The organism is Pseudoalteromonas sp. 11L1, from assembly GCF_055397545.1.
In genome coordinates this window covers 2,333,862-2,348,671 of the sequence record NZ_AP041141.1, presented here as the reverse complement: position 1 = coordinate 2,348,671, position 14,810 = coordinate 2,333,862, and the positions used below count along the sequence as shown (strand labels likewise).

Sequence of the window (14,810 nt, the reverse complement as noted above, 5' to 3'; positions counted from 1 at the left end):
AACGTTATAGGCATTCTATGTATCAATTAAAAATAAATGAATTATCTGAGCAAGCGTTTTTAAATCAATATTGGCAAAAAAAACCACTGTTAATCAAAAGAGGGTTTAATGACTTTAAAGACCCTCTTGATGCCAATGAACTGGCAGGCCTTGCTATGGAAGACAGCATAGAGTCGCGTATTATAACCAACCATAACCAGCAATGGCAGTCCCATCAAGGGCCGTTTGAAGATTTTGAAATACTCACCGACGAGCACGCTACTTTATTAGTGCAAGCAGTCGATCATTGGCACCCAGAAGCCGCACAATTGCTTGAACCATTTCGTTTTATTCCTAACTGGCGCATAGATGATTTAATGATCAGCTACTCAACCCCTGGCGGTGGTGTTGGACCACACTTAGATCAATATGATGTATTTATTATACAAGGTGAAGGCAAACGCCATTGGCGTGTAGGCTTACCTGACGCCTCATTAAAGCAATTTGCTCAAAATAAAAGCTTGCTACAAGTTGAAGCTTTCACCGCAGTAATTGATTGTGTTTTAGAGCCTGGTGATATCTTGTACATACCACCAGGTTGTCCGCATGAAGGCTATGCCATTGAAAATGCTTTAAACTACTCGGTCGGATTTAGAGCACCTAATCAACAAGATTTACTGTCTAGCTTTGCAGATCATATTATTGACACAGAAAGCGGTCAAAAACGTTACACGGATCATACCCTCGCGCTACGTGATTCAAAAGGTGAGCTTACGCAAAGCGAAGTTGATAAAGTAAAAACGTTAATGCAGGCTTTAATAGAAAACGACAACTTATTTAAAAACTGGTTAGGAAACACATTAAGTCAACCTAAGCATGATATGGATTTAGCGCCTGAAGAAAACCCGTTTAGTACAGCTGAAATTATTCAACAACTTGAAAATGATGTGACATTTGAGCGTCTTGGTGGCACGCGTGCAATTTACCAATGCATAGGTGATGAGCTGCTTTTAAGTGTTAATGGCGAAAACTACCCTTTACCGCTATCTGATTTAGAGGCTGTAAAACAGCTAACTGATTTTATTGAATTTGATAGCAGCTTGCTGAATTCAACCACACCTAGCCTAGATTTTATCGAAACCTTTACTACACTGGTAAATGAGGGGATTTGGTTTAGCTAGGAGGAGGCTATGGTTTATACTGTTGACAAAGTTGATTGGCAAAGTGAAAAAGATCAACTTCAACAAATAAGAGAGCGTGTTTTTGTTTACGAATTACATATTCCAAAGAATATTGAATTTGATAGCTTAGATGCGTTCGCTCAACATATTCTGGTTACCGATAATATGCACTCACCTGTTGCCACAGGTCGATTATGTAATGATGGTTTAATAGGTAGAATTGCCGTACTACCCCAGCACCGCAATCGCAACGTTTATAAATCTCTACTTAATTTCATTGTAAAGCTTGCCGAAGAGCAAGGTATTGAGGCTGTCAGTATTAACTGTATTTTAAATGAAGTAGAACGATTCAAAAATAACGGCTTTACTGTGCAAGGGCACGTTTTTATGGAAGCTGGCATTCCAAGACAGCGAATGGAATGCCCTATTACATGCTTTGAAACACGGCCATTTACTTTAGTGCATTAACCAAAAAACGAGCCATTTGGCTCGTTTTTTACTTTATTCTTGTCGGTAATCTTTGAAGAACCGCTGCATTTTCATCATTGCACTGCTTAGATCATCTTTATTAGGTAAAAACACCAATCTAAAATGATCGGGATCTGGCCAGTTAAAAGCGCGCCCATGTACTAATAATATTTTTTCTGCCTTTAACAAGTCAAACATCATTTGTTCATCGTTTTTAATATTAAACAATTTTGTATCAACTTTGGGAAATGCATACAGCGCCCCTTTTGGCTTTTTACAGCTTATCCCCTCAATTGCATTTAATCCACGCCAAGCAATATCTCGTTGCTCGTATAAGCGACCTCCGGGGTCAATTAAACTGTCAATGGATTGTACCCCACCCAATGCTTGCTGAATGGCATATTGAGCAGGGACGTTTGCGCATAAACGCATTGAGGCAAGAATATCGAGGCCTTTAATTAAATCTGTCATTAAGGCAGTGCGCCCGCTTAGCACCATCCAACCCATTCTAAGACCAGCGGCACGATATGTCTTAGCTAAACCGTTAAACGTAATAATGGGAATATCGTCGCACAATGCACCAATAGAAGTATGGGTAACGCCGTCGTACAGAATTTTCTCGTATATTTCGTCACTTAACAGTAAAAGCTTGTGCTCTCGGGCAATACTTATCAACTCTTCAAGCAAGGCATCACTGTACACTGCCCCTGTTGGATTATTAGGGTTTATTAACACCAATGCTTTAGTTTTCGAGGTGATTTTGCTTTTAATATCATCAATATCAGGAAACCAATCTTGCTCTTCATCACATAAATAGTGAACAGGGTTACCGCCTGCTAGCTTTACCGACGCAGTCCAAAGCGGATAATCGGGTGCAGGAATTAATACTTCATCGTCATTATTTAACAACGCTTGAGTAACCATTTGAATAAGTTCACTCACACCGTTGCCAATGTAAATATTATCAACGTCTAAGTTGTGTAAACCTCGCTGTTGGTAATGCTGATAAATAGCAACACGCGCAGAGTAAAGCCCTTTAGAATCACAATAACCTTGAGCAGAATATAAATTACGAATAATGTCGCGGTGCATATCTTCTGGCATATCAAAACCAAACGCCGCGGGGTTACCAATATTAAGCTTAAGTACTTTTTGGCCCTCGTCTTCCATTTTTTTAGCTTGCACTAAAACGGGACCACGGATGTCATAACAGACGCCGTCTAATTTATGACTCTTTTTTATTTCTGACATTGTTACCTCTAAAGAGCAAGTTAGTCTTAAGACTAACTCAGTAAAGCCGTGAATTACTAGGGAAATTAAGCGCTTAAAACTGAAAAAAATTCACGTTAACATTCTATTCTGTTCTTTTTAAACGAGCTTACCTCTGAGCTTGCCACTCATTTAATTTTGCTTGTGAGCCAATAACTTGCGCCATTAAATTATTTGCTGCATCAACAGCCTGTTCCTCGTTATCATTATTTAAATTATATTCAATTAAACGTGCCACTTCGGCTAAACTTGCCGCTCCAAATTGAGCCGCATTTGATTTAAGGCTATGAGAATGGCGAATTGCAGCCTCTTTATCTTGGCCAAGCGCTGCAATAGTTTCGTTCCCTAAGCGCTCAAATTCCGCACAACAAAATTCCAGCGTATCTGGAAATTGTTCACCTAATAGCGATTCCATACTTTCTAAAGCGGATTCGTCGATACTGATTTCTGTCATATTGATGCCCTATAATGCGTTCCTGCAATTTATACTTCATCTCTTACTCTATATCTAAGCACAAAAAAAACCAACTTTATTAATGCAAAAATGTATAATTAAGTTAAATGTATTAATCGAATGGTTAGCTTATGGCACGTGCCCTTTGTGAACGCTGTAATTTTTCGCTAAGCACCTGTATTTGCAATGCAATCACCTGTGTTGATAATCAAACTCAGGTTGTTGTGTTACAGCACCCCAGTGAAGCAAAAATTAGTAAAAATACGGCACAGTTATTGGCATTAAGTTTAACGCGATGCAAAATAATTATAGGCGAAAATAATCAAGATTTTGCTTGCTTGCAAAAGCTGCCGCTCAGCTCGACCGTGTTACTCTATCCAAACGAGGACGCAATTGAGTTAGATGTAGCCAATAACAGTGAAAACGTGCGACCCATTACACATTTAATAGTGCTCGATGGTACATGGAATAAAGCTTTTAAAATTTTGCAATTAACCCCACTATTACAAAAGTTTAAAACAGTAAGCTTTCGCCAAATTCCCACGAACCGTTATACTATTCGTAAAGCTCCAAGAGCAGATAGCTTGTCAACGCTAGAGGCAGTAGCGCATAGTTTATCGCTTATTGAAGCACTCAATCCGGCGCCGTTGTATGATTTATTAGATGAATTAATTACCAAACAAACCCAACATATGCCCGCTCACGTAAAAGCACGTTACCTGTAATTAAAAATGAAATAACTAATGCGTAATACCCCTTCTCGATTAAAGCGCGGATTCTCACGCCAAGGCCCTGACTATCGTTTTGACGACCAAGTTGATTTTAGCGATATTAGAACGACTTTTGGTTTTCGTTCGATGGTGGTTGGTAAGTGGGTGACTAAAGAAGAGCGCTTTATTAGTGCCAATTTAATTTATGATGCACTGGCTGATTTAGCGCAAATTTTACATTTACCACCAACAGCAATTGGCCTTCGCGGTAAACTTAATTTTGCCTTTGGCCATGGCGGACAAAAAGGTGTGCAAGCACACTATAATGCTTATGACCAAACTCTCGCACTGGCAAAAAACGCAGGCGGCGGTGCTTTAGCCCATGAGTGGTTTCATGCATTCGACCATCATATTAGTGAGCATTTGTTTAAATCAAAAACCCGCTTTGGTTTCGCCTCTAAGTTATGGCTATCAAACTCTCCTGATTTGAGCCATCCACTTAATGATGCACTTAATCAATTTTATAAGCAGGTATTTTTAGCGCGAAACGGGGAAGATGCGAATGAATTTGTACAACGCTGTATCGCGTTTGATAAGGCACACAAGCAGCAATACATGAGTATGCCAGAGGAGCTTGCAGCTCGGTGTTTTGAAGCCTGTATAAATCAGCACCAAAGAATAAAAAATAGCTTTTTGGTCAGTGGATTAAGCAGTAATAATTTAATTTACCCTGAGCTTAGCCAAACGCTACAAGCCAATGAAGCACTTAACCAATATTTTCAATTATTAGGTTACGCGCTTCATCAACAAACATAGTAATCGTTTCTAAAAATCAGAATTACTATTTATCATCACTGATACGACTTGCCACCGCGCTATTTTGATCTTTATATTTTGCATCAACACGGGTGTTATACGGGTTTTCACATGGGCCGGTGAGCGTTTCAAAACTCATTGCACCAATCTTCATCATAGGTCTGAGCGCAAGCGGCAGTTTACCCGAGTTGTAAAACTCTAAGACAATATTACCACTCCAACCAGGGTCGATTCTGTGTGCGGTGACATGCACCATTAAACCTAAACGTGCCAGTGACGAACGTCCATCTAACCAGCCAACAATATCAGCAGGTAACGTTACTTTTTCATAGGTTATTGCTAATGCAAGCTCACCAGGGTGTAAAAAGAACGCTTCACCTTCATCTAATACAATTTCGTCGCTCATTATTGATTCTAACGCTTTATTGAGCTGATCTTTTGGTCCACTTAAGTCAACGTAAGCAGCATTATGGGCATGAAAAGTTCTAAACTTATTACCCAAACGAAGATCCGCAGTCACCCCTGAAATCATTTCACTGGTTGGCGCTGGCTCAATAACAATCCGCCCATCGTTTAAATATTCTTTTATATGTGTATCTGAAAGTCTCATTTTTAATCTTCCGTAATCACAACTTCAATCGCGTTGTGATGTTGTTGATAGTAAAGCGTGCTGGCAATGAGCCGTGCGGCTGCACTGTAGGTTTCACTTATAGCGGCACTTGCATCATTGGCAATCAATTTACCTTGTTCAGAGGATTCTCTGATATTAATCGCAAGCGGAATGTGCGAAAGCACAGGAACACCATGCTTCATGGCTAATTTTTGTGCGCCATCTTTACCGAATACATGATTAGCCTCGCCGCAATGGCCGCAAATGTAATGGCTCATATTTTCAATTAAACCAAGCACTGGCACGTTTACTTTATTAAACATAGCGATGCCTTTTTGCGCATCAGCTAGCGCTAAGTCTTGTGGCGTAGTAACAATTACAGTGCCACTGGCTGGTACTTTTTGGCTCATGGTTAATTGAATATCGCCAGTGCCTGGGGGCATATCGACGATTAAGTAATCAAGCTCACCCCAATCGGTTTCATTTAATAGCTGACTAAGTGCACCTGAGGCCATGGGGCCTCGCCATACGGTAGCATCGTCGCTAGGCACTAAAAAGCCGATAGATTGCGCTTTAATGCCGCTGGCATCAAATGGTTGTAATTGTTTGTTGTCTTTAGTAACAGGCTCACTGCCTACCAAACCGAACAACATAGGAATAGACGGGCCGTAAATGTCAGCATCTAAAATACCTACTTTAGCGCCTTCATTTTTAAGCGACCCAGCAATGTTAACAGCAGTAGTTGACTTACCCACTCCGCCTTTACCTGAGGCCACTAAGATAATATGTTTTATAGCTTTAAATTTTGCTGGTTCTTTAAGTGCCACAACCGCGCTTACATTTACTTCAGTTTTAAGTCGCTCAGCTAAAAATTTAGCGACATAGGGCATTTCAGATTGCGCGGCAAACGGAAGAATGAGTTTAACAGTAATTGATTTATCGGTGTTTTGAGTAATATCAGCAATAAAATCTTGCTCAATACCCACAGCAAAAGCGGCGCTGCGATAGGCCGCTAGAGCAGAAATAATCGGTTGTTTTTGCACCGATTTAGCAGAGAATAGTTTCGACAGTCCAAACATAGCAATAAAATAGCGTTTCTTTGATGAAAAGTGCCACGGAATTATGTAACATTCAGGGCATTAACACCAGTCAATTAGTAAATATCCATAAGCAGTGTACTCTGTTACTACCGCGCTTATCGATAATGTAATAATTTTCATCTGTTCCTGACTAGGAACGCTTAATTCGGAATGATTATGGCACAGCGAAAGATCCTGATTACTAGCGCATTACCTTATGCCAATGGCCCTACCCATTTAGGGCATTTATTAGAGTATATTCAAACTGATATTTGGTCGCGTTTTCAAAAACTACAAGGCCACGAAGCATACTATGTGTGCGCCGATGATGCTCATGGCACACCTATTATGCTTAATGCGCAAAAGCAAGGGATCACGCCTGAGGAAATGGTTAAAAACGTTAGCATAGAGCGCCAACGCGATTTTGCTGATTTCAATATCAAATTTGATAACTACCACAGCACTCACAGCCAAGAAAATAAAGAATTTAGTGAGCTTATTTATAACCGCCTTAACGATGCCGGTCATATTAAAAAGCACACTATTTCTCAGTTATTCGATCCAGAAAAAGGTATTTTTCTGCCAGACCGCTTTGTTACTGGCACCTGCCCTACCTGTAAATCAGAAGATCAAAACGGTGATAGCTGTGATGCCTGTGGCGCAACTTATAGCCCAACAGAGCTAATCAACCCACGCTCTGTCATGTCGGGTGCTGAGCCTATTTTAAAAGATTCTGAGCATTACTTTTTTGACTTACCAGCCTTTGAAGGCATGCTTAAAGAATGGCTACACTCAGGCACAATCCAGCAAGAAATGGCGAACAAGCTAGATGAGTGGTTTGCCGATGGTTTGCAGCAGTGGGACATAAGCCGTGATGCACCTTATTTTGGTTTTGAAATTCCAAACGCACCAGGTAAATATTTTTACGTATGGCTAGATGCGCCTATTGGTTATATGGCGAGCTTTAAGAACTTATGTGACAAACAAGGCATCGACTTTGATGCGTTTTGGCAAGAAGGGTCTGACGCTGAGCTTTATCATTTCATTGGTAAAGACATTATCTATTTCCACAGCCTGTTTTGGCCTGCGATGTTAGAGGGCGCTCAATTTAGAAAGCCTACTAACGTATTTGCTCATGGATTTGTTACGGTGAATGGCGCGAAAATGTCTAAATCAAAAGGCACGTTTATTAAAGCGCGTACTTATTTAGATAACCTAGATCCTGAATTTTTACGTTATTACTACGCAGCTAAACTTAATAGTGGTATTACCGATTTAGACTTAAACCTAGAAGATTTTGCACAGCGTGTAAATTCAGACTTAGTGGGTAAAGTAGTTAATATTGCGAGCCGTTGTGCTGGCTTTATTACTAAAAAGTTTGACGGTAAGTTAAGCGACACAATTATGGAACCACAGCTGCTTGCTGAGTTTCAAAATGCCTCAGCCACTATTACTGAACATTACGAAAATCGTGAATACAGCCGCGCAATCCGTGAAATTATGGCGCTTGCTGATAAAGCAAATCAATTTATTGATAATGCTGCGCCTTGGGTGCTTATTAAAGACGAGTCTAAGCAAGAAGAAGCGCATCAGGTATGTTCGTTAGGACTTAACCTATTTCGCGTGCTGATCACTTACTTGAAGCCTGTACTACCTGGTATGGCAACAAATGTTGAAGCCTTTTTAAATGATGAGCTTACATGGCAAGGTGTGCAAACTGCACTAATAAGCCACCCTATCAATAAATTTAAGCCGTTAATGCAACGTGTTGAAATGGACAAAGTGAATAAAATGGTTGAAGAATCAAAAGAAAGCTTAATCGCTGAAAAAGACAAAATCGATCCTAATAGCCCACTGGCAAAAGAGCCTATCGCAGCTGAGATTGAATTTGATGACTTTGCAAAAGTAGATTTACGCGTTGCTAAAATTGCTAAAGCAGAGCACGTAGAAGGCGCAGACAAACTGCTTAAGTTAACTCTTGATTTAGGCGGCGAAACGCGCCAAGTATTTGCAGGCATTAAATCAGCTTACGCACCAGAAGACATCGAAGGAAAGCTAACTGTGATGGTTGCTAACCTTAAACCACGTAAAATGCGCTTTGGAATGTCTGAAGGCATGGTACTTGCTGCAGGCCCGGGCGGTAAAGAAATATACATTCTTAACCCAGACGATGGTTCAGAGCCTGGTATGCGAGTAATGTAAGCACTGTGCTTGTTTAAAAAGCCGCTAAATATTTAGCGGCTTTTTTATTGTTGACGTTATTTAGCTAAAGCGACTACTTTTGCTAAATGAATCACTAAGCATTGGGAGCTAATATAGATAAACCAATTTATATAGCGCACCTGAGGATAAAAACCTTGTCCTTGGTTACCATAAATCCAAAAAGCACCAATAATGGCATCAGCCAATGCAGCTAGTAAAAGCCCTAAGCTCACCCATATAATTGGTTTAGGAGCATAAAAACCACCATAAGTAACAACCAACACAAGACCCATAAGCCCCACGGCAGTTACCACCACACTATAAAAACCTGTCATAGCTAAAATTGGTATACCAGCTCCATCAAGATACATAGAGGCGAGTGACGTAGCACTTACAACCAGTACCGCAACTATGAAACAGGTGCTTTTTAGTCGCGATATAGCTTGCTGCCTTTTATAGGCCAACATACAGGCTAAAAATAAAAGGCTATAGCCAGGTGCAAACAATAAAATTGAATCAATTAAATAGTCATGCTTTATTAACGTTGCATAGCGATGATAGTGCTGGGATAAGTTAAAGTTAATTACATCCCCTACTATGCACAGCATTAAAGCTACGCTACATAGAAGCGCTATAAAGCGTAACTGCTTATCTTTAAACTGGTGAAATACCCAGCTCGTAATTGCCACACTATTAAACATCAGCAAACACAGCGAGCTCACTGTTAATAGCAATAAAATTTCTTTATTGTTAGGTGATATTAGCCCTATCAACAGCACAACTAAGGCGCATAACCAAGCAATAAAGGAAATAACCTGATGAGGGTGTTTTATAGATAAGGAATTGATTGCACTATCCGAAGTTTAAGATTCATAAATTTAATTTAGCAAATTATTATCGCTTAGGGTTTATTTTTTTAAGATCAGCTTGCACTTCTTTTTGTGTTTTTAGCCGACATTGTGCCAACTGCTCAAGTCGAATAGCCTTAATTGCCGCCAAGGGATCATCAGCACTAAGCCCACCAGCATCATAGGTGTTTTGTTGATTTATTACTTTATTATCATCTTGTCTAGTATGCATATTATTCTCACTTGGGACTGTTTATCGATTTTAGGCGCGGTACATCAAAAAATAAAAAAGTGCTGAAACACTGTACAATTTAGTTGAAAAACACCAGTTCATCTGTATATTAGATATTACTAATATATAGAGGTGTATTATGCGCATTATTTTACTTTTTTCCAGTTTATTTATTTCATCCGCTGCTTTTGCTAACAATACCGACGAGGCACGACAAACCATCAAGGCATTTTCAACTGATTTAAAACAGGTACTGGTTAGTACTATGAAGCAAAGCGGCCCACTAGCGGCAATAAGTGTATGCAATATAGCAGCACCCGCTATTGCTTCACAACACAGCAATAGTAAGTGGCAAGTTAGCCGCAGCGCGTTAAAAACTCGTAACTCAGATAATCAACCCGATGCATGGCTCAAAAATGTTTTATTAAACTTTGAACAACGTAAGCTCAATGGCGAGCCTATAGCAAGCATAGAATATCAAGAGCAAAGACCGGATGGCTGGTATTTTGTAAAAGCGATCCCTACTCAAAAAGCGTGTTTGGCATGTCATGGCAGTCACATTGCCCCCGCAGTTTCTAAAAAAATAGCGACTTTATACCCTAATGATCAGGCAACTGATTTTAAACTGGGTGACATTCGTGGCGCCTTTATCGTTAAAAAGCCGATTAAAAAGCACCAACAGTAATTACGTCATTAAGCACTCGCTGCGTTTCGTTTTTTGTGGGCAACATATAAAGTATACGGCAACATTACGAGCTGATTTAATATGATAGCTAATATTAGCGCAAACAATAACGCACTGGTGGTTAAAGGAATACCTAACTTAAAGTTATCAAGTGTATTTTGTAATCTGTCGAAACGCTCAGGGGAGAATATATACAGCAATTTTTGCACTAAATTACCTTGCTCGAATAGCTTCATACCTTGATTTAAGTCAGCAAATAGCATCAAGGTTTGCTGTTTTTGTTCTGCATCTGCCCTAACACTCGGTTCAGTATTTGCTAAATGACGGTTTATCATTGCTTGTGTACTAGAAAATTTATATTGCTTTGCTGTGTTTGCATAGCCATCAACTTGCCACTTTGTCGCATGATACAAGCCCGCTAAATGTTGTTGGTAATGATCACTCAACTGCGGTAGTTGCAATGAAATAATAAAAGCACAAGCAAATATTAATTTATCAAGTATGTTAACGATCATCATCATCCTTTGTGCTACTTTGATTTAAACGTTTAGATGGTGTTTAAGGCCAGTTGACCTTTTGAGGTTAAATTTGCAAGGACCTAGGTATGTCACAATATAATAATTAAGTAGTATTGTAGATAGGTGGTACCATCACCCTTTGCTCAATCGCTTTGCAAGCACTAGTATTCTCTACATAAGCTCAAAAACCATAATACTTAACGTGATAAAGTTTATATAGGTATGGCTTCAATAGCAAAGCGCTTGAAGTGTTATAGGTATGCTCTTTACTTTAATGTTGCCAAAATAGCAACAGCTTTATAGATAAACCGGAGCTTATAACTGAAAAAACTCACTATAACCAGCATAAAGTATTAATTACCTCTCCTAAATCCCCCCTTTAATTCTAGTGATTTTTACACTATATTAAAAGATAATTAAGTGTCTGTTAATATTGAGAAAGAGTTTGTGGAAACGAATAACAATAACACCACTGTTGAAGATAATCCAACCGAAGACCAAAAGAAGTTTTTCCTCGATTTACTTCCTGGAAAGATGATCGATATACAATTTAACAACCCTATTCAAGTTCGCTTTAAGCTTACTTTAATTGGCTATGACACCGGTAAATATTTAATATTAAAATACCCTGCTCAAGCAGGTAAGAACGATTACAGCGATATTTTAGTTGAAGGCAATGGCGCTATTGTCCGTTATATCATTGAAGATGAACGCGGTGAATGTGTGGCTTTTTCAACCAGCATATTAGCAATTTCATTTCGCCCAGAACGATTAATTTATTTAGCTTACCCTAAAAAAATTGAAAGCCGTCAGCTGCGAGAAACAAGCAGGCTACCAACTCATATCCCAGCTAAAATAAGTTTACACAAAGGTGATGTAGACGCCGATAGTAAGAGCTTATTGCATGGGTTAATCATTGATATTTCACCCAGTGGCTGCCGCTTTGCGATACATGTGAGCTCTGGATTTGTTGCGCTAAAAAAACGCCAAGTATTTGTGCATATTTTGTCACCAATAGACAATAAGTCTGTCATAGTCACGTCCTATATCAGAAATAATCAAATGAAGGGTAATCGCCTAAGTGTTGGTATCGAGTTTGATGCATCAGAGCAAACGAAGCTAAATGAGCTACTCGAAGCGTATTCAATTGATATAGATTAGAAAAACCACAAACGAATTAAGGCTAACATATGCTTGGTTAGCCTTCATACCCACTGTTTTATTACTCTAAAGGTTTTAAGAACCGCTCTGTCCTAGGTAAGTAATAGTTATCGTAATCAAGCGATACAATCACACGCTCGGCTTTACCTAGTAGTTCATCACGTGGGATGAGCCCTATCACTCTAGAATCGGCACTATTATCGCGGTTATCACCCATAGCTAAATAGTAATGTTCAGGAATTGTTATTTCATCAAAGCTCGATAAACGTGATCGTGTATTACTAACGCGGATTGAATGCTTATAACCATTTAAGTTTTCTATTTTATCTGAAGAAGTCGTATTACTTTGCAAATGTGTGTAATTAAGCTTTTTACCATTGATTATGAGTTGATTATTTTTAAGTACAATAGTATCTCCAGGTACACCTATTACGCGCTTGATCAATCGGTTATCCGCTACTTTCGAGTCAAATACAATAATATCACCAGTTTGTGGGTCCGCCATTCTCAACAGGGATACATGCGTGAATGGTATACGTAAATCATACGCCAATTTATCGGTAAGGATTCGGTCGCCTTCTTCAATAGTCGGTTTCATCGAACCTGTTGGTATTTCGTACCAATCGGCGACGGCACTACGAAATACACTCATTAAAATAATGAATACAATTAAAGAGCGATTATTTTTCCAAAATTTATAAAGTCGCTTCATGTTTTTTCTCTGCTATGGGTTAAGTATTTATTTGACTGTATAAACGCAGAGCCGTTCAAAGGAGTGTGTAACAAAACATGTTTAATGATAGAGACATGTATAGAACATGTCTCTAAAGATGGTTTACTGCTGATTTAACTTGTCTTTCGCTTCTTGTACTTTTGCAAAATCAAGCCCTAATTCATCAGTAGCTTCTTTAATCAAATGCGGTTGAGTCATCACCACAGCCATTAATTGCTGAAGTTTTTCTGGTGGTATACCCAGCTCTTGCACTAATGCCATAGCCATCATTGGGTTTTGGGTAAATGCTTCAAACAACGCGGCTACTTTTTCATCACTGACGTTGTGCTCTTTTAATATTGCAATAATTGGATTCATTATTTGCCTTAATATTTTATAGTGTTCACTAAATTATATGGGCGCACAGCCTAATTAACAATATTAATCCCGCTCTGCTTGCTTATATCATTCAACCAGTAGCACAACTTTACCTGAGTTTTCATTACCCTCTAAAATGGCATGAGCCTCACTGGCTTGCTGCCATGGCATAGTTTTATAAATATTAAAGTCATAGTTCTCGTTGGCAATATCATCATAAAAACGCGCGACAAATGCATCTCTCAGAGCGCGTTTAAACTCAATACTGCGATTACGAAGTGTTGATGCATGAAACGAAATCCGCTTTTGTAATAAACGTGCAAAGTCTACCTCTGCAAAGCGCCCGTCTAAAAATGCCAGCATAATAATCTGACAATCCATTGCGGCCACCATGGCATTTTTATTTAAATAGCTACCAGAAACAGGGTCAACAATTGTGTTTGCAGTGAGCTTATGTGATTTCATATACTCAACAAAATCAGTGGTTTTATAATTAATTACGTGGTCAGCACCCAACCTTTTAGCATGTTCACATTTTTCATCCGAACCTGCGGTAATCACTACTTGTGCACCAGCACTTTTTGCCATTTGAATAGCAGCCCCACCAACACCACTGGCACCGGCATGAATAAGCGCCGTTTGCCCTGATTGTAACTTGCCTAATTCAAATAGCGCACCAAAGGCTGTTAAATACACTTCGCTTATAGCAGCACCTTGCGCCATAGAGATATGATCAGGCAATATCATTAACTGCTGCGCATCTACTGCGACGTATTCACTGTAAGCGCCACCAGCACATAAAGTAAAAATACGCTTACCGAGCCATTTAGGGTCTACCTCACTGCCAAGCTCACACACGGTGCCTGCACACTCAAGTCCTAAAATAGGGCTATCTCCTTCAGGAGCAGGATACTTACCTTGACGCTGCATACAATCAGCGCGGTTAACCCCAATCGCTGCCACTTTTACCAGCACTTCATTATTGTTAACCTTCGGTTTATCGGTTTTCGAAAACGCTAACTGCTGCTCATGATGTGAAATGTACTGCATAAGTCTCCTTGTATTGAGTTTATTTGATTTTTCGCCACACTTCGGCTTCAACTAGCTGGCCATTTTCTGTAAGAGAATGATGCCACAAATTCCCTTCAACTTTATAATCAAAAGCCATGGTTTTACCCATCAATGATGCAATATTGCCATACTCAAAGGTTTCAATGAATTGCCCATCGGTTAATTGGTACTGGCCACCACCAGCATAACTAAATTGGCCATTTTTTTCTGTGATATAGCTAAAATGTGTTGCTGTTACTAATTTGATTGAAGTTATCTCTGGGGCTTTAGCGCTGACAAACCCATCTTCTTCCGCGTATTTTCCTTGAACAAACTCCCACGTACCTAATAGGGGATTGGCAAATACAGAGTATGGCAATAAAACTAAGCAAGCGAATATAGTAAATTTCATCATAATCCTTATCGTGTTAACTGTGCCTGAAGAAACCAACTCAGCG

At 39.4% G+C, this 14,810-nt stretch carries 18 protein-coding genes; 7 read left to right on the top strand and 11 right to left on the bottom strand.

Features of this window, described 5'->3' with window-relative positions; genetic code table 11:
* Window positions 1-17 precede the first annotated feature (17 nt).
* Window positions 18-1,160 (top strand): ribosomal protein uL16 3-hydroxylase, encoded by a 1,143-nt coding sequence (locus ACZ5WS_RS11060; protein WP_464708647.1) that lies wholly within the window; start codon window positions 18-20, stop codon window positions 1,158-1,160.
* A 9-nt stretch (window positions 1,161-1,169) separates the two neighbouring features.
* On the top strand, window positions 1,170-1,628 hold the full coding sequence (locus ACZ5WS_RS11055) for a GNAT family N-acetyltransferase (protein ID WP_138606032.1): 459 nt from the start codon (window positions 1,170-1,172) through the stop codon (window positions 1,626-1,628).
* A 33-nt stretch (window positions 1,629-1,661) separates the two neighbouring features.
* On the opposite strand, the gene ACZ5WS_RS11050 is transcribed toward ACZ5WS_RS11055, so the two are convergent.
* Together ACZ5WS_RS11050 and ACZ5WS_RS11045 are read right to left on the bottom strand one after the other, a co-directional pair.
* Window positions 1,662-2,879, bottom strand: coding sequence for a pyridoxal phosphate-dependent aminotransferase (locus ACZ5WS_RS11050; RefSeq protein WP_138606030.1), 1,218 nt, complete (start codon window positions 2,877-2,879; stop codon window positions 1,662-1,664).
* A gap of 127 nt (window positions 2,880-3,006) precedes the next feature.
* The gene (locus ACZ5WS_RS11045; RefSeq protein WP_464708646.1) at window positions 3,007-3,351 is read right to left on the bottom strand and encodes an Hpt domain-containing protein; all 345 of its coding nucleotides are present in this window, start codon (window positions 3,349-3,351) and stop codon (window positions 3,007-3,009) included.
* Window positions 3,352-3,482: 131 nt separating this feature from the next.
* On the opposite strand from ACZ5WS_RS11045, the gene ACZ5WS_RS11040 reads away from it, so the two are divergent.
* Together ACZ5WS_RS11040 and ACZ5WS_RS11035 are read left to right on the top strand one after the other, a co-directional pair.
* Window positions 3,483-4,076 (top strand): tRNA-uridine aminocarboxypropyltransferase, encoded by a 594-nt coding sequence (locus ACZ5WS_RS11040; protein WP_464708645.1) that lies wholly within the window; start codon window positions 3,483-3,485, stop codon window positions 4,074-4,076.
* 18 nt (window positions 4,077-4,094) lie between these two features.
* Complete coding sequence (locus ACZ5WS_RS11035) at window positions 4,095-4,877, top strand: CLCA_X family protein (protein ID WP_464708644.1); 783 nt, start codon at window positions 4,095-4,097, stop codon at window positions 4,875-4,877.
* 25 nt (window positions 4,878-4,902) lie between these two features.
* Here ACZ5WS_RS11035 and dcd read toward each other — a convergent pair whose 3' ends face one another.
* A complete protein-coding gene (dcd, locus tag ACZ5WS_RS11030) occupies window positions 4,903-5,487 on the bottom strand; it encodes a dCTP deaminase (protein ID WP_138606022.1) in 585 nt (194 codons plus the stop codon).
* Between the two features lie 2 nt (window positions 5,488-5,489).
* Window positions 5,490-6,566: an iron-sulfur cluster carrier protein ApbC gene (apbC, locus tag ACZ5WS_RS11025; protein WP_138606020.1), complete on the bottom strand. Its 1,077-nt coding sequence runs from the start codon at window positions 6,564-6,566 to the stop codon at window positions 5,490-5,492.
* Between the two features lie 177 nt (window positions 6,567-6,743).
* Between apbC and metG the strand changes: the two genes are divergently transcribed.
* Window positions 6,744-8,768: a methionine--tRNA ligase gene (metG, locus tag ACZ5WS_RS11020; protein ID WP_041708923.1), complete on the top strand. Its 2,025-nt coding sequence runs from the start codon at window positions 6,744-6,746 to the stop codon at window positions 8,766-8,768.
* A gap of 56 nt (window positions 8,769-8,824) precedes the next feature.
* Here the strand turns inward: metG and ACZ5WS_RS11015 are convergent, their stop codons facing one another.
* Together ACZ5WS_RS11015 and ACZ5WS_RS11010 are read right to left on the bottom strand one after the other, a co-directional pair.
* Window positions 8,825-9,502 (bottom strand): hypothetical protein, encoded by a 678-nt coding sequence (locus tag ACZ5WS_RS11015; protein ID WP_232735505.1) that lies wholly within the window; start codon window positions 9,500-9,502, stop codon window positions 8,825-8,827.
* Between the two features lie 160 nt (window positions 9,503-9,662).
* Window positions 9,663-9,848: a hypothetical protein gene (locus tag ACZ5WS_RS11010; RefSeq protein ID WP_178956151.1), complete on the bottom strand. Its 186-nt coding sequence runs from the start codon at window positions 9,846-9,848 to the stop codon at window positions 9,663-9,665.
* Window positions 9,849-9,987: 139 nt separating this feature from the next.
* Between ACZ5WS_RS11010 and ACZ5WS_RS11005 the strand changes: the two genes are divergently transcribed.
* Window positions 9,988-10,533, top strand: a complete 546-nt coding sequence (locus tag ACZ5WS_RS11005; RefSeq protein ID WP_138606015.1) for a Tll0287-like domain-containing protein — start codon at window positions 9,988-9,990, stop codon at window positions 10,531-10,533.
* An 8-nt stretch (window positions 10,534-10,541) separates the two neighbouring features.
* Here the strand turns inward: ACZ5WS_RS11005 and ACZ5WS_RS11000 are convergent, their stop codons facing one another.
* Complete coding sequence (locus ACZ5WS_RS11000; RefSeq protein WP_464711505.1) at window positions 10,542-11,048, bottom strand: DUF2937 family protein; 507 nt, start codon at window positions 11,046-11,048, stop codon at window positions 10,542-10,544.
* A 423-nt stretch (window positions 11,049-11,471) separates the two neighbouring features.
* On the opposite strand from ACZ5WS_RS11000, the gene ACZ5WS_RS10995 reads away from it, so the two are divergent.
* Complete coding sequence (locus ACZ5WS_RS10995) at window positions 11,472-12,212, top strand: flagellar brake domain-containing protein (protein ID WP_232735506.1); 741 nt, start codon at window positions 11,472-11,474, stop codon at window positions 12,210-12,212.
* A 61-nt stretch (window positions 12,213-12,273) separates the two neighbouring features.
* Here ACZ5WS_RS10995 and lepB read toward each other — a convergent pair whose 3' ends face one another.
* The 4 genes from lepB to ACZ5WS_RS10975 form a co-directional block, all read right to left on the bottom strand.
* Complete coding sequence (gene lepB / locus ACZ5WS_RS10990) at window positions 12,274-12,924, bottom strand: signal peptidase I (RefSeq protein WP_464708643.1); 651 nt, start codon at window positions 12,922-12,924, stop codon at window positions 12,274-12,276.
* Between the two features lie 123 nt (window positions 12,925-13,047).
* Complete coding sequence (locus tag ACZ5WS_RS10985; RefSeq protein ID WP_008113615.1) at window positions 13,048-13,302, bottom strand: DUF2999 family protein; 255 nt, start codon at window positions 13,300-13,302, stop codon at window positions 13,048-13,050.
* A gap of 87 nt (window positions 13,303-13,389) precedes the next feature.
* A complete protein-coding gene (locus ACZ5WS_RS10980; RefSeq protein ID WP_464708642.1) occupies window positions 13,390-14,352 on the bottom strand; it encodes a zinc-binding dehydrogenase in 963 nt (320 codons plus the stop codon).
* A 19-nt stretch (window positions 14,353-14,371) separates the two neighbouring features.
* Entirely contained in the window at window positions 14,372-14,764 is a 393-nt protein-coding gene (locus ACZ5WS_RS10975) for a hypothetical protein (RefSeq protein ID WP_464711504.1), read from the bottom strand.
* Window positions 14,765-14,810 lie beyond the last annotated feature (46 nt).

What these genes read in the sequence shown, in the direction of transcription:
- ACZ5WS_RS11060 (WP_464708647.1), top strand. Translation starts at nt 18, where the DNA reads ATGTATCAATTAAAAATAAATGAATTATCTGAGCAAGCGTTTTTAAAT.
- ACZ5WS_RS11055 (WP_138606032.1), top strand. Translation starts at nt 1,170, where the DNA reads ATGGTTTATACTGTTGACAAAGTTGATTGGCAAAGTGAAAAAGATCAA.
- ACZ5WS_RS11000 (WP_464711505.1), bottom strand. Translation starts at nt 11,048, where the DNA reads ATGATCGTTAACATACTTGATAAATTAATATTTGCTTGTGCTTTTATT.
- lepB (WP_464708643.1), bottom strand. Translation starts at nt 12,924, where the DNA reads ATGAAGCGACTTTATAAATTTTGGAAAAATAATCGCTCTTTAATTGTA.
- ACZ5WS_RS11035 (WP_464708644.1), top strand. Translation starts at nt 4,095, where the DNA reads ATGCGTAATACCCCTTCTCGATTAAAGCGCGGATTCTCACGCCAAGGC.
- ACZ5WS_RS11045 (WP_464708646.1), bottom strand. Translation starts at nt 3,351, where the DNA reads ATGACAGAAATCAGTATCGACGAATCCGCTTTAGAAAGTATGGAATCG.
- ACZ5WS_RS11005 (WP_138606015.1), top strand. Translation starts at nt 9,988, where the DNA reads ATGCGCATTATTTTACTTTTTTCCAGTTTATTTATTTCATCCGCTGCT.
- ACZ5WS_RS10980 (WP_464708642.1), bottom strand. Translation starts at nt 14,352, where the DNA reads ATGCAGTACATTTCACATCATGAGCAGCAGTTAGCGTTTTCGAAAACC.
- apbC (WP_138606020.1), bottom strand. Translation starts at nt 6,566, where the DNA reads ATGTTTGGACTGTCGAAACTATTCTCTGCTAAATCGGTGCAAAAACAA.
- ACZ5WS_RS11010 (WP_178956151.1), bottom strand. Translation starts at nt 9,848, where the DNA reads ATGCATACTAGACAAGATGATAATAAAGTAATAAATCAACAAAACACC.
- ACZ5WS_RS10985 (WP_008113615.1), bottom strand. Translation starts at nt 13,302, where the DNA reads ATGAATCCAATTATTGCAATATTAAAAGAGCACAACGTCAGTGATGAA.
- ACZ5WS_RS10975 (WP_464711504.1), bottom strand. Translation starts at nt 14,764, where the DNA reads ATGAAATTTACTATATTCGCTTGCTTAGTTTTATTGCCATACTCTGTA.
- dcd (WP_138606022.1), bottom strand. Translation starts at nt 5,487, where the DNA reads ATGAGACTTTCAGATACACATATAAAAGAATATTTAAACGATGGGCGG.
- ACZ5WS_RS11050 (WP_138606030.1), bottom strand. Translation starts at nt 2,879, where the DNA reads ATGTCAGAAATAAAAAAGAGTCATAAATTAGACGGCGTCTGTTATGAC.
- ACZ5WS_RS11040 (WP_464708645.1), top strand. Translation starts at nt 3,483, where the DNA reads ATGGCACGTGCCCTTTGTGAACGCTGTAATTTTTCGCTAAGCACCTGT.
- metG (WP_041708923.1), top strand. Translation starts at nt 6,744, where the DNA reads ATGGCACAGCGAAAGATCCTGATTACTAGCGCATTACCTTATGCCAAT.